Origin of the sequence: Pseudoflavonifractor sp. An176 (genome assembly GCF_002160435.1) — a bacterium.
GTDB classification, from domain to species: Bacteria; Bacillota; Clostridia; order Oscillospirales; family Oscillospiraceae; genus Enterenecus; species Enterenecus faecium.
In genome coordinates, this window is record NZ_NFKO01000044.1 from 1 (window position 1) to 13,729 (window position 13,729).

The following is a 13,729-nucleotide window of genomic DNA, read 5'->3' on the forward strand; positions in this document are numbered from 1 at the left end:
ACAGGATAGGTTGAACAGCCCCTTGGCATACGCAAGGACAATCTCCTCATTCCCACAATACCGTTCCTTCAGCTCCCTTAACCGCTCTACGGTGGCTTCCGCTCCTTCTACACCTTGCTTGGTGGTCAGGTTTGCCAGTCCCTTGGCGTACTCAAGGACAATCTCCTCATTCCCGCAATACCGTTCCTGTAGTTCCTTTAACCGTTCTACGGTGACTTCCGCTCCCTCTATACCTTGATCAAAGGATAGGTTGAACAGCCCCTTGGCATACGCAAGGACAATCTCCTCATTCCCACAATACCGTTCCTGTAGTTTTCTTAACCGCTCTACGGTGACTTCCGCTCCCACTACACCTTGCTTGGCGGTCAGGTTCGCCAGCCCCTTGGCATACTCAAAGGCAATCTCCTCATGCTTGGAATACCGCTCATGCAACTCCTGTAACAGCCCTACGACAGCTTCTGCTCCCTCCACTGGTTGCCTAGTCGTCAGGTTTACCAGCCCCATAGCATACAACAGTGCGTCTATTACCTGATTACCGCCCGTTTCCCACAAGGTTTTTAGCGTCTCAACGGCTGAGGAAGTATATGCGTTTGAATTACATGCAACATTTACCAACATCATTCCATATCCCCTCACGGGATTCTTTTGGATACAGAGCATATAATCCCAAAATGCTCCCACATTCTCCATGTCATTGTGGTAATCCCGATACATACGAAATAGGAACGCCACAAGCTTCCTCTTGGTCTGCCACCCATCCGGGAACAACAGCTGCAACACTTCCGGCTCATTGAGGTGCTGGAGCACAAAATACTCCCCCAACAGGTCCGGTTTCAGTCCAGCCAGTTCCGTTCCCTGTAGAATCCCCACCTGGCGCAGCAGGTCCTCCTCTGATTCCACGCAGTCCACCCTTTCCGCCTGCTGTTGAAACGCCTCCCACAGCTTTGGATATTCTTGGGCCACCTGCTCCGGTGTAATACCATCCCAAATGGTAGCCACCAAACAAAGTTTATTTAGAATCTTCCTCAAACGGGGTATATTCCCGATGGCCTCCTTTGTTTTTTCCTCAAAATATTCACTTTCCCGTTGCAGCACATAGTCTAACACCGCCGTCGGCCCCCACTGCTCCAGCTGCTGGCCGTTACCCCATGCGTCAGTGAGGAACATGGCGTATAGAGGGCGGTACAGTCCTGGGTCCGTGGTTTTCAAGGTCTCCAGCAGCTGTTGGCCTTTGGCTTCCAGCAATCTCTTGCCCACTGTGTCCGCATAGTCTGTCATAATGCGGAGAAGTTCCTCCTCCTGCAAATGGTTGAGCTGTAAAAATGGCTCTTTCCAACAGGTCTCTCGAATGGATTTGGCTCGACGTACCTCAGCTTTCAATCCACTACCCCAAGAGCTACCATCCAGACTTTTACCGTCCCGCTCCAACAGGAGCAGCCGTACCGGGACCAGGCGGGGCCGTTGGGCCAGTTGTTCCATCCAGTGCCCCAGCGGTCCCAGATAGGCCTGGGCATAGTCCACCACCACCAGGGTCTTGGTTGGGATGGGCAGGGTATCCAAGTGGTCCATATGGGCGGAATTGAGCCAAAGTACGTTCCAGCTAGCGCGCTCCATCTCCCGCCCGAACTCGTACACCAGGCGACTTTTCCCTGCGCCGCCTGCGCCAGTCACCGCCCACCATCGAAAGGCCACATGCTCCTGGCCGCAGAATTCCCGCAGCTGCTCCAGTTCCTCCTGTCTGCCGTGGAAGGAGACCGCTCCGCTTTTGTAGTGGAAGCGGCTGCTGGGGCTCTGGTCGGGTAACGCCCCCACATGGGTAGTCAAAGCCTGATAGGCGGTGGGATTGTGGTCCTCCAGCAGCTTTTCCAGGACGACCCGCACCGCCTCGTGCCGCCCCTTGGGATAAAACAGGGCCTGAATCCCCCACTGGTCCCTCAACTGCCTGGCCCGTGCGGCGGCATCCCTCACATCTTCGCACTCCAAAATGGCGTAGTGGGTCACTCCGGGATGCAGCTGCACTACCTCCTGCAACAGGTTCAGATATTCGTCCGCTTTCAGGCTACACCCTAAAAACAGCAGCATTTTTCCCGAGAACCACGCCTGTAGATTGGTTACCATGGGAGTCCCCGGCTGATAGGCCCCCTCATACTGCCGCTTCCCAAAGATGATGGAGGAATACTCCAGGGTTTCGCTTCCGATGTCTCCGTGGAGCTTCAACAGGCCATGGCGCTCTCCCTGCCGCAACTGGTCTTGCAGCTCCTGGCGGTTGGGCAAAATCACCGTGTCAAACTTAGCCCCTTGCAGTTCATACACCGTCTCCAGCACCCGGTCAAAGTTAGTGGTCACCGCAGGCATCCCCGGAAACAGCATAGGCAGCAGCCAGACGCTCTGATGGGGCAACTTCTCCCTGTGCTCTTGGATTTTGGCGGCGGAAAAAAGCTCCAGCAGATGGTCTGCCATTCCTTTCTTTCCCCAGTAATCTTCCAGAGCCTGCGCCGCCTTTAGTAGTTTTGCGTTTCCCCCCTCTATTTTAGCTACAATAGCCTTTTTTTTCTTTGATACTGCCACCTGTTCCGCCAGCTCTTTCAGAGCCTCGGGCCATAAGGGATAGCAGGGCACGGACAGACCCGCCCCCACAAAGGGAATCAGTTTGCCACAATCCTGTTTGATATGCTTGTAAACCATTGGATTATCGGGATAGCAGTTCATAATTTGTGTAAATGTGATGGCTGCCATGGCTCGATTTCCTCCTGTCTGTACCGTCTATTTCATCCATTTTACACCATGGCCATCCCATCTGCAAGATTTGACAAAAAAGAAGGCGGAAGGTCCTGCAACAGACCTTCCGCATTTCATTTTATGTTTTTTATTTCTTCTTCCGCTTCTTCTCAAAGAAGTCCCGCACCGGAGTGGCCGGAGCGGGGGACCCTTCCCCCATGGTGCGGGCGTACTCCTTCAGAGCGTCCCGCTGCTCATTGGTGAGGTTGGTGGGCACCTGTACTTTGATGAGCAGGTACTGGTCGCCCCGGCCCCGTCCGTGGACGTTGGGCACACCCTTGCCCCGCAGGCGGATGGTGGTGCCGGGCTGGGTCCCGGCGGGCAAGTTGTACTTGACCTTGCCGTCGATGGTATCAATCTGCAGCTCGGCGCCCAGAGCGGCCTGAGTGAAGCTCACCTTCTGCTCCAGGTACAGGTCGTACCCGTCTCGTTGGAAGCGGGGATCGGGAATCACCGAGATGTTCACCAGCAGGTCCCCGGCGGGTCCGCCGTTGAGGCCCTCGTTGCCCTGGCCCCGCATGGAGATGGACTGGCCATCGTCGATGCCGGCGGGAATCTTCACCTTGATCTTGCGAGGGCGGCGCACCTGGCCGTCTCCATGACAGTCGGGACAGGGCTGGTGGATGATCTTACCGGTGCCCCGGCACTTGGAACAGGGGGCGGTGGTGGTGAAGGCGAAGCCGCCCGCTCCACGCTGGATGCGCACCTGGCCGGTGCCGTGGCAGTCGGGGCAGATCTCCGCGGTGGTGCCGCTGGCACAGCCCGAGCCGTGGCAGGTGGTGCAGTTTTCGGTGCGGTTGAGGCTGATCTCCTTCTCCACGCCCCGCATGGCCTCCTCAAAGGTGATGGTCATGTTCACCCGCAGAGAAGCGCCCCGCTTGGGGGCGTTGGGGTTGGCCTGGCGCTGACCGCCGCCAAACCCGCCAAAGCCGCCGCCGAAGAAGGAGCCGAAGATGTCGCCCAGGTCCACGTCGCCCATGTCGAACCCACCGAAGCCGCCGCCTCCAAAGCCGCCCGCTCCGAAGTTGGGGTCTACCCCGGCGTGACCGAACTGGTCATACTTGGCCCGCTTGTCCTTGTCAGACAGCACCTCATAGGCCTCGTTGACCTCCTTGAACTTCGTCTCCGCCTCTGCATTGCCCGGGTTCAGGTCGGGGTGATACTGCTTGGCCAGCTTGCGGTAGGCCTTTTTCAATTCATCGTCCGAGGCGGTCTTGGACACGCCCAGGACCTCATAATAGTCACGTTTTTGTTCTGCCATTGTATGTCGTCACCTCACTGGGCAGGATAAATAAACCTGCCACAAGCGGGGTGGTTTGATGCACCCCGCTTGTGAAACCCGGTCTTGTTCTTACTTGTTGTTGTCGTCCACGACCTCGTAGTCGGCGTCCACCACATTGTCGTCGCCGCCGTTGTTGGTGGCGCCAGTGGCACCGCCAGCAGCGCCGCCCATGTCGGGGCCGGGCTGAGCACCAGCCTGGCTGTACAGCTTCTCGCTGACGGCGTAGAAGGCCTTAGTCAGACCCTCGGTGGCGTTCTTGATGGCCTGGGTGTCGGTGCCCTTCAGGGCCTCCTTGACCTTGTTCAGCTCACCCTCGATGTTGGCCTTGTCGCCAGCATCCAGCTTGTCGCCCATCTCCTCCAGGGTCTTCTCGGTCTGGTAGACCATCTGGTCGGCCTGGTTGCGGGTGTCCACTTCCTCCTTGCGGCGGGCGTCCTCAGCAGCGAACTGCTCGGCCTCCCGCACGGCCTTCTCCACGTCCTCCTTGGACATGTTGGTGGAGGAGGTGATGGTGATGTTCTGCTCCTTGCCGGTGCCCATATCCTTGGCGGTGACGTTGACGATGCCGTTGGCGTCGATGTCGAAGGTCACCTCGATCTGAGGCACACCGCGGCGGGCGGGAGCGATGCCGTCCAGGTGGAAGCGGCCCAGAGTCTTGTTGTACTGCGCCATCTCACGCTCACCCTGGAGCACGTGGACCTCCACGGAGGTCTGGTTGTCAGCGGCGGTGGTGAAGATCTGGCTCTTCTTGGCGGGGATGGTGGTGTTGCGCTCGATGAGCTTGGTCATCACGCCGCCCATGGTCTCAATGCCCAGGGACAGAGGAGTGACGTCCAGCAGCAGCAGGCCCTTGACGTCGCCCACCAGCACGCCGCCCTGGATGGCAGCGCCCATGGCCACGCACTCGTCGGGGTTGATGCCCTTGAAGCCCTCCAGGCCGGTGATCTTCTTCACGGCCTCCTGGACAGCGGGGATACGGCTGGAGCCGCCCACCAGCAGCACCTTGTGCAGGTCGCTGGACTTCAGACCGGCATCGTTCATGGCCTGGCGCACGGGGCCGGTGGTGGCCTCCACCAGGTGAGCGGTCAGCTCATTGAACTTGGCACGGGTCAGAGTCAGCTCCAGGTGCTTGGGGCCGGTGGCGTCAGCGGTGATATAGGGCAGGTTGATGGAGGTGGAAGTCACGCCGGACAGCTCGATCTTGGCCTTCTCGGCGGCCTCCTTCAGGCGCTGCATGGCGACCTTGTCGCCGGTGAGGTCGATGCCCTCGGCCTTCTTGAACTCAGCGGCCATCCAGTCCATGACACACTTATCGAAGTCGTCGCCGCCCAGACGGTTGTTACCAGCGGTGGCCAGCACCTCGATGACGCCGTCGCCGACCTCCAGCACGGACACGTCGAAGGTGCCGCCGCCCAGGTCGTAGACCATAATCTTCTGGTCGCTCTCCTTATCCACACCGTAGGCCAGAGCGGCGGCGGTGGGCTCGTTGATGATACGCTTGACCTCCAGGCCGGCGATCTTACCGGCGTCCTTGGTGGCCTGACGCTGAGCGTCAGTGAAGTAAGCGGGGACGGTGATGACGGCCTCGGAGACGGTCTGGCCCAGGTAAGCCTCGGCGTCCGCCTTCAGCTTCTGGAGGATCATGGCGCTGATCTCCTGGGGCGTGTACTTCTTGCCGTCCACGTCCACCTTGTAGTCGGAACCCATCTCACGCTTGATGGAGATCACGGTGCGGTCGGGGTTGGTGATGGCCTGGCGCTTAGCCACCTGGCCCACCATGCGCTCGCCGTCCTTGGAGAAGGCCACCACAGAGGGAGTGGTGCGGTTACCTTCGGCGTTGGGGATGACGACGGCCTCGCCGCCCTCCATGACGGACACACAAGAGTTAGTCGTACCAAGGTCGATACCAATAATCTTAGACATAATAATTCCTCCTAAATATATGGCAAATATGTTTTTACAAAGGGTAATATATGAATCAGTTGGCCACTTTTACCATGGCAAACCGAATGACCTTATCCCCGCAGGTAAAGCCCTGCTGGAACACTTCCACCACCGTGTTCTCCCCGGCGGCGTCGTCCTCCACATGCATCACGGCATTGTGGCGGTTGGGGTCGAAGGTCTCGCCCAAAGCGGGAATCAGCTCCACACCCAGGCTACTGAGGGCATCCTGAAGACCCTTCATGGTCATCTCCACGCCCTTGGCGTAGGCCTCGTCGGTGGTCTGCTGCTTCAAAGCCCGCTCCAGGTTGTCGTACACCGGAAGGAAGGCGGCCACGGTCTGGGCCTTGGCATTGGTCCAGGCGCTCTCCTTCTCCTTGGCGGTGCGCTTGCGGTAGTTGTCGTACTCGGCGGCCAGGCGCAGGTATTTCTCCTCGGCCTGGGCCAACTGATCATCCGCCTTGGGCGCTCCGGTCTCCGGCTGGTCGGCCTTTGGGGCCTCGGGCTGGGTGTCGGGCTGCGGCTCTTCCACCAGCTCCTCTTTCTCCACCTGGGGCTCCAGGTTTTCCTTGTTCACGTTTTTCTCATCCATGGGGTACTATTCCTCCTTTTCGCCAATGGCTGGGGGAAGTCCGCCCTGCCCTCCAAAGAGCTTGGACAGGCCGTCTGCCACGTAGGACAGCTTGGCGGCCACCTTGGCGTAGTCCATGCGGGTGGGCCCCACCACACCGATGACGCCTTTCATGCCGTCTCCGATGTCGTAGCTGGCCAGCACCACGCTGGTATCCTTTAATTCATCGGCCACGTTCTCGGGCCCAATGAGGATTTTGGTGTTGTCTTCACTGAGGGCGGGCAGGTCCAGCACGTTGGCCAGGGACTGCTCCTCATTGAGGTAGCTCATGAGCTTCTGGGCTTTGTCCACGTCCCGGTACTCCGGGTGGTCTAAAATGTGGCTGGCTCCGGCGGTGTACACCGGGCCGTGCTCCAGGGCGTCCAGCACCTCCATGGCAAAGGACACCACCAGGGAGATGAGGCCGTAGGCACTGCCAGCCGCGTGTTCCGCCACCCGCATCAGTTCGGGAGTCAGCTCCTCCAGGCTCTTGCCCACAAAGGAGGCGTTGAGCAGGGTGGTGAGCATTTGCAGCTGGGGCTGGGACAGGTCGGTGGGCAGGCGGATGAGCTTGTTTTTCACCACGTTACTGTCCGTCATCACCACCACGATGAACGAGTTGGTGTCCACCATGATGAGGTCATAGCGTCGGATGGTGGTGCGCCGCCGCTCCCCCGCCAAGGCAAAGGCGGGATAGTTGGTCAGCTGGGACACCATGCGCCCGGCCTGGTCAATGACCTTGTCCAGCTCCTGCATTTTCAAATGCAGGGCATCGTTGATCTGCTTCGTCTCCTCCAGGCTCAGCCGCTGTTCCTCCATCAGCTCGTTGACGTACAGCCGATACCCCTTGGGGGACGGCACCCGTCCGGCGGAGGTGTGGGGCTGCTCCAGATACCCCATCTCGGTGAGGTCGGAGAGTTCATTTCGAATGGTGGCGGAGGATACCTTTAAATCCGCCAGTTCCAAAATTGCCTTGGAGCCCACCGGCTCGGCGGTGCGGATATAGCTTTCCACCACAGCCCGTAAAATTTTCTTTTTTCGTTCTGTCAGGTCCAAGCGGCATCCTCCTGTTCTCTCGTATTAGCACTCACTATCCCCGAGTGCTAAAGATACTGTACCACCACCCCCGTGAATTGTCAATAGTTCAGTTGTAAATTAAATGTGAATGGAAATGGGGGATAAAACACACAGGGTTTTTTGCAGTATTCCCGGCCGATTGCTAACAATTCCCGGAAGAGCGGGGTAATTTCACATTTGAGTCTTTTCATCAGCGGCCATTCGTAGTAAAATATGTATATCTATGTCTATGTTCACCTAGGAGGTCAACCGCTATGGAGCTTTTCACCGCTGCCACCGCCACGTCCTCCGCCTCTCCCAACCTGTTTGAGCGAATACAGCAGGGTTGGGACAGCGCGGTCACCGGGGTTGGCTGGTTCTTCACCAATCTCTCCCCCGCCTTTGTGTTTGCACTGATGGGGATGGCCATTGTGGTGGCCTTTTTCGTTTACTATTGGTACTGCCTCAAGCCCCGGGCCAACTCCCTGGAGTGGATTGCCATGTCCGAGGCCCAGTCCCGGCGCAAGTCCATGAGTCTCACCCTGCCCTACACCCCCATGGAGCGGTGCGACTGGATTCCCCTGATGTTGGTGACGGTGATCTACGCCATCACCGCCTTCTTCCAGCTGGGCAGTATGTCCGCCCCGGAGTCCTACGTGAAGTTCCAGCAGGGGGACTCCTACACCTTCTCCTTCTCCCAGCCGGTGAAGGTAGATGAGATCTCCTTCTACACCTCTCTGGGCACTGGCACCTACCGTCTGGAGTACACCAACAACGGCTCGGACTGGAAGTGGGTGGACCTGGACCAGAACTACGCCACCTTATTTAAATGGGAGACGGTGGACTTAAACCAGATTCCCGAGGGCATGGACGTGCCCCCGGTGACCCTGGAGGCCACCACCTTCCGCATCACCGCTACCACCGCTGACCGGACAGAAGGCGTGTGGCTGGCCGAGCTGGCCCTGTGGAGTGACGGCGAGCCTCTCATCCCCGACCATGTGGACGTGGGGGCCGAGGCCCTGTTTGACGAGCCGGAGGAGTGGACCACCAAGCAGACCTATAGGAACTCCTCCTACTTTGACGAGATCTACCACCCCCGCACCGCTCTGGAGCATCTGAACAACATCTATCCCTATGAGGTCTCCCACCCGCCCCTGGGCAAGCTCATCATGTCCATTGGCATCGCCCTCTTCGGCATGGTGCCCTTTGGCTGGCGGTTTATGGGGACCCTGTTCGGGGTGCTCATGCTGCCCATTCTCTATGTGTTCCTGAAAAACTTCTTTGGCAAGACCCCGGTGGCCTTCTGCGGCACCTGTCTCTTCGCCTTTGACTTCATGCACCTGGTACAGACCCGTATCGGCACCATAGACACCTACGGGGTGTTCTTCATCCTGGTGTCCTACTACTTTATGTACCGCTGGCTGTGCTGCCCCGTGGGCTCTTCCCTGCGGAAAACCGCTGTGCCCCTGTTCCTGTGCGGACTGTTCTGGGGCATCGGCTGCGCCTGCAAGTGGACGGTGATCTACGCCGGGGCCGGTCTGGCGGTGATGTGGCTGCTGGGCCTGGTGTTCCGGTACCGGGAGTGGAAGCTGGCCCCCCAGGGCTTCGACTTCATCAGCTTCGTGCTGAGCACCACCTCCCTGTCCATCATCTTCTTTGTGCTCCTGCCCTCGGTGATCTACACCGCCTCCTACATCCCCTACGCCACTGCCCAGGGCAATCTCACCTTGGACAACCTGCTGAATGTGATGTGGAGCAACCAGGAGTTCATGCTCTCCTACCACCAGGGCGTCCACTCCACCCACCCCTACCAGTCCAGCTGGTATCAGTGGATTTTTGACGCCCGGCCCATTCTGTACTACCGGGACCTGGATTTGGCCAACACCGAGGGGGTCAAGAGTCTGTTTGCCTCCTTTAACAACCCCCTGGTGTCCTGGGCGGGCCTGCTGGCCTTCTTCGCCGTGCTCATCCAGACCATCCGCCGCAAGTGTGGACGGGGACTGTTCATCCTCATCGCCATTCTCTCTCAGTTCCTGCCCTGGCTGCCCATTGGCCGCACCTTGTTTGCCTATCACTACTTCCCCACCATCCTGTTCCTGGTCTTTGCCATCGCCTATCTGATGAACGACATGCTGGACCGGCACAAGAAGGGGGCCACCCTGGCCGTCTACGGCTTCACCGGGTGCACCGTGGCGGTGTACGCCATCTTCTACCCCGCCCTCACCGGACTGTATATCCCGCTGTGGTACAGCGAGGTGTTCCTGCGTTGGTTCCCCAGCTGGCCTCTATAATCCAAAGAAGTCCAAGGACTTCTTTGGAGAAGGTTTTGCATGGCGGATGTGGCTCGATTTCTTACGAAAAAGTCACCCCATCCGCCATGAGAAGTGTTATTTTCCCGGCACATGTCCGTGAAAATAACGTGATTCCGATTCTTTTCCCGCCTGCGGGCGGGAAAACTCTGCGAGGCTGATTCCCTGTGTATCTCTGTGATTCTCATACCCACACCCGTATTTCCTTTGACAGCACCGCTTCCCTGTCTGACATGATGGCCGCCGCCGTACAGGCGGGGGTCCAGGAGCTGTGCATCACCGACCACTGCGACCTGCTGGACGGGGACGGCAAGCCCACCCTCACCTTCCCCTGGCAAGAGGCTCTGGACCAGTACCACGGCCGGGGAGACGCTCCCCTCACCGTGCGCCTGGGGCTGGAGCTGGGCTCCGCCCCCTACAATCCCCAGGCTGCCCGGGCCATTCTGGCCCAGGCCGGGGAGGAGCTGGACTTTGTGCTGGGCTCCCTCCACAACTGGATTGGGGCGCAGAACAACCAGGATTTCTACTTCACCAACTTCACCGCTGACCCCGGCCTGTGCCGTCAGGCGGTGGAAAACGCCCTCAGCCATACCTGGGCGCTGGTGAAGGAGTACCCGGATTGCTACGACTCCCTGGCCCACATCAACTATCCTCTGCGCTACATGGCCCGGGACGGACAGCACCTGACCCTGGAGCCCTTCCAGGACCAAGTGGAGGAGATTTTCCGCCAAGTAGCCGCCATCGGCCACGCCCTGGAGGTAAACACCTGCCGGGGCATGTCCCTGGAGGAGTGGCTGCCTCTGCTGCGCTGGTTCAAGGACTGCGGGGGCGAGTATGTCACCGTGGGGTCGGATGCCCACCAGCCCGAGCACATGGCCCTGGGAATTCCCGAGGCCCTGGAGCTGCTGCGGGAGGCCGGGTTCTCCCACGTCACCACCTATCAGGGCCGCCGCCCTGTTCTCCACAAACTTTAAGCAAAAGGAGTCCTGAACATGAAAATTTCCATTGGCAGCGATCACGGCGCCTTCGCCATGAAAGAGCACCTCAAGCAGTACCTGACCGAACAGGGCCACCAGGTGGTGGACTGCGGCACCTACTCCACCGACAGCTGCGACTACGCCGATTTTGCCAAGGCTGCCGCCCAGCTGGTGGCCAGCGGCGACTGTGACCGGGGCATTGTCATGTGCACCACCGGCGTGGGCATCTCCATTGCCGCCAACAAGGTCCGGGGCATCCGGTGCGCTCTGTGCAGCGAGCCCTATTCCGCCGAGATGACCCGCCGCCACAACGACGCCAACATGCTGGCCATGGGCGGCGCTCTCATTGGCCCCAACATGGCCGACCGCATTGTGGACGTGTTCCTCAATACCGAGTTTGAGGGCGGCCGCCATGCGCGCCGTGTGGGTAAGATTATGGCCATTGAAAACGAGGCCTAATTTCCCCAAACCATCAAAAAGAGGTGTGAGCTTGGCCCACACCTCTTTCTTTTATTTATGCCATTTGGCTGCCACATACAGGGGCACGAATAGCCCACCCAACAGTACCACCAGCAGGACATACTGTTCCACTTGGGCCCAGAGCTGGCCTTTCTCATGGTTGACTCTTGGTCAAACTGATGCGCAGAATATCTCTCAAGTACGTGGTATCAAACACAGATGCTTCCATCACCTTGAGAAATGTCTGGGTCGGTACCGCCGCCCAATTCACCTCATACCCATTCAGAGCATACAGCTGTCGCATGAATTCCCGTATGGAACGCCCATTGCCTTCCCGGAAGGGGTGGATATAATTCAGCTCTGCAAAATAGTAGGCGCTACGGTCTACCAATGCCTCAAAGGACAGATTTTGGAGATAATCTTCCTCTGCCAATTCTTCCAGCAGCTTGGACAGCTTTGCATTTATCTCTCCATGGGTTAAAAATCGGGTATTTCCTTTCATAATGTCTTCCCGACGAAAGTGCCCGGCAAAGGGATAGACATCTCCCAACAGATACCGATGAATCCGGCACAGATGGTTGGGGGAAAAGCGTCCCTGAATGGGATGGGTCAACAGATCACTTTGGCGAACCGCTGAAATATCCGCCTCCAATTTTTTCAGCGTTTCCATGTCTCTCAAACCAAAGCGATTTTTCAATACGCTGGTACCCCGATAGCAGTACATCGACCCTGCAACGGCATAGACGTCGTATTTTCCAAAGCCCTTATCCATGGGCACGCATCCGCTTGACGCCGTACTCCTTCAACAGTGCGGATACCGCAGCATCTGCACTGACGGTTCCTTTCGTCACCTTCCGGCATAGGCCAACCGCCTTTTCGCTAGGGGTCAATTTCTCAATGGCATGGGTGGTCAAAACATATTCTATCCTCCGTGTTTCCTTGCTGTTCATACCGCCCGCCTCCTTTGCGTTTTGATAATAGTATACCTGATTTATAGGAAAAACACAATGCCAGAACCAAACTCATGCCTGTTTCTCAATCTCTCCTAGGATGTTCTCATACCGTGTTTTCGCCGACTGATACCCGCCAAAATACCGCCGCCAGAGTTCCCTGCGCTCCTCCCAGGTTCTCGCCTGCTGTTGCAGTCTCTCCACATACTCCAACACCTTGCGGTGATACACCATCTCATAGGTATGCCGGGCCTTTTCCGGTGTGATGTGGAACGCCCTGCCGATGGCCCGAAAGCTGGCGTTCTCCTCCTCCCGCATGGTGACCATGCGGGAAATCTCCTCTTCTCCCAGCTTCACCGGGCAGGGTGGCAGTTTCTCTAACATCTCCTGAGGCGTCCCCGGCTCCCCCGCCCGATACGCCTCCAAAATCTCCCCATAGGTCTTGTCCAGATACCCACAGGCATAGGGATAATTTTGATAGCATTCCATGGCAGTGGAAAACACGTTCCGCACCTGTGCGGTGTTGTCGTGGCCCAGGGCAATGGCGATGTGGCGAATATACAGGCGCACCTGTCGCACCTTCATTTTGGTGTACTGCTGTCGGACACGGGCGGGAGAGACACCCAATTGACTGGCTATGGCGGTAAAACTCTGGTTTTGCTGCTCCCGGAGCAGCAAGATCTGATAGCCTGTTTTGTCCTCCTGCAAGGTGCTGTATGGTATATCTATCATCGGCATATTACCGCCCTCCCGCAATGCTTACCCGTAATACAGGTATTTATAATATCATACACAAGTATTCTTTACAACACTCTGCGGTAGAATTTATTCGGGAGTGTGGTAATATGCTGCGATTAAAGCAACTGCGTGAGGAACGTCATCTCAGCCAAGCAGGGCTGGCTCTAAACCTCAACCTGTCTCAATCCACCGTCAGCGCCTACGAAGTGGGAGATCGAACACCAGATTTGGAAACCCTCGTGGCGATTGCTCAATTTTTCGGCGTATCTCTGGACTACTTGGCCGGACTCACTGAGCAAAAGCGGCTGATGGCCCAGAGCGATTTGACCCCGGAAGAACTGGCACATCTGTATGCCTATCGGCAGTTGAACCGCCGCCAACAAGAGCGGGTGGAGGCTTATATGGATGGTCTGCGGGACAGAGGTTAATTTTTAACGCATAAAGGGGGAAGCAGGTGCTTCCTCCTTTTTCTCTTTCCCTCCCTCAGGCCGAAGAGATTGTCCTTCTCAAACGCCTTGGTTCAGGCTTGCCAGCCTGGTGGGGACGCTCCCCGCTGGGGGTTCCTTTCTGCTGCCAGAAAGGAACCAAAGACCACCAAAGGCGGGGCCTTCCCCCGCCTTGTGGAATCC

General features: G+C 57.9%; 12 protein-coding genes. 4 read left to right on the forward strand and 8 right to left on the reverse strand.

The annotated features are described in order from the left end of the window. The 5 genes from B5F12_RS10970 to hrcA all read right to left on the reverse strand — a co-directional run. A partial coding sequence (locus B5F12_RS10970; protein ID WP_204221568.1) for an SIR2 family protein occupies window positions 1-2,736 on the reverse strand: 2,736 nt, incomplete at its 3' end. A 130-nt stretch (window positions 2,737-2,866) separates the two neighbouring features. Further along, complete coding sequence (dnaJ, locus tag B5F12_RS10975; RefSeq protein WP_087234336.1) at window positions 2,867-4,039, reverse strand: molecular chaperone DnaJ; 1,173 nt, start codon at window positions 4,037-4,039, stop codon at window positions 2,867-2,869. A gap of 90 nt (window positions 4,040-4,129) precedes the next feature. After that, on the reverse strand, window positions 4,130-5,983 hold the full coding sequence (dnaK, locus tag B5F12_RS10980; protein ID WP_087234338.1) for a molecular chaperone DnaK: 1,854 nt from the start codon (window positions 5,981-5,983) through the stop codon (window positions 4,130-4,132). Between the two features lie 55 nt (window positions 5,984-6,038). Next, complete coding sequence (grpE, locus tag B5F12_RS10985; protein WP_087234340.1) at window positions 6,039-6,593, reverse strand: nucleotide exchange factor GrpE; 555 nt, start codon at window positions 6,591-6,593, stop codon at window positions 6,039-6,041. A 6-nt stretch (window positions 6,594-6,599) separates the two neighbouring features. Beyond that, on the reverse strand, window positions 6,600-7,667 hold the full coding sequence (gene hrcA, locus B5F12_RS10990; RefSeq protein WP_087234342.1) for a heat-inducible transcriptional repressor HrcA: 1,068 nt from the start codon (window positions 7,665-7,667) through the stop codon (window positions 6,600-6,602). Between the two features lie 275 nt (window positions 7,668-7,942). Between hrcA and B5F12_RS10995 the strand changes: the two genes are divergently transcribed. The 3 genes from B5F12_RS10995 to rpiB all read left to right on the forward strand — a co-directional run bounded on the left by B5F12_RS10995 (window position 7,943) and on the right by rpiB (window position 11,412). After that, window positions 7,943-9,958: a glycosyltransferase family 39 protein gene (locus B5F12_RS10995; protein WP_087234344.1), complete on the forward strand. Its 2,016-nt coding sequence runs from the start codon at window positions 7,943-7,945 to the stop codon at window positions 9,956-9,958. Window positions 9,959-10,143: 185 nt separating this feature from the next. Continuing rightward, window positions 10,144-10,950, forward strand: a complete 807-nt coding sequence (locus B5F12_RS11000) for a PHP domain-containing protein (RefSeq protein ID WP_087234346.1) — start codon at window positions 10,144-10,146, stop codon at window positions 10,948-10,950. An 18-nt stretch (window positions 10,951-10,968) separates the two neighbouring features. After that, a complete protein-coding gene (rpiB, locus tag B5F12_RS11005; protein WP_087234348.1) occupies window positions 10,969-11,412 on the forward strand; it encodes a ribose 5-phosphate isomerase B in 444 nt (147 codons plus the stop codon). A 154-nt stretch (window positions 11,413-11,566) separates the two neighbouring features. On the opposite strand, the gene B5F12_RS11010 is transcribed toward rpiB, so the two are convergent. From B5F12_RS11010 to B5F12_RS11020, 3 genes are all read right to left on the reverse strand, one after another. Then, the gene (locus B5F12_RS11010; protein ID WP_087234350.1) at window positions 11,567-12,184 is read right to left on the reverse strand and encodes a Fic family protein; all 618 of its coding nucleotides are present in this window, start codon (window positions 12,182-12,184) and stop codon (window positions 11,567-11,569) included. After that, window positions 12,177-12,362, reverse strand: coding sequence for a hypothetical protein (locus tag B5F12_RS11015; protein WP_087234352.1), 186 nt, complete (start codon window positions 12,360-12,362; stop codon window positions 12,177-12,179). Before B5F12_RS11015 ends, B5F12_RS11010 begins: the two co-directional genes overlap by 8 nt. 72 nt (window positions 12,363-12,434) lie before the next feature. Next, on the reverse strand, window positions 12,435-13,100 hold the full coding sequence (locus B5F12_RS11020) for a hypothetical protein (protein ID WP_143482386.1): 666 nt from the start codon (window positions 13,098-13,100) through the stop codon (window positions 12,435-12,437). Between the two features lie 107 nt (window positions 13,101-13,207). Here B5F12_RS11020 and B5F12_RS11025 point away from each other — a divergent pair, with 107 nt between their 5' ends. Continuing rightward, a complete protein-coding gene (locus B5F12_RS11025) occupies window positions 13,208-13,528 on the forward strand; it encodes a helix-turn-helix transcriptional regulator (RefSeq protein WP_087234356.1) in 321 nt (106 codons plus the stop codon). The last annotated feature ends 201 nt before the right edge of the window (window positions 13,529-13,729 follow it).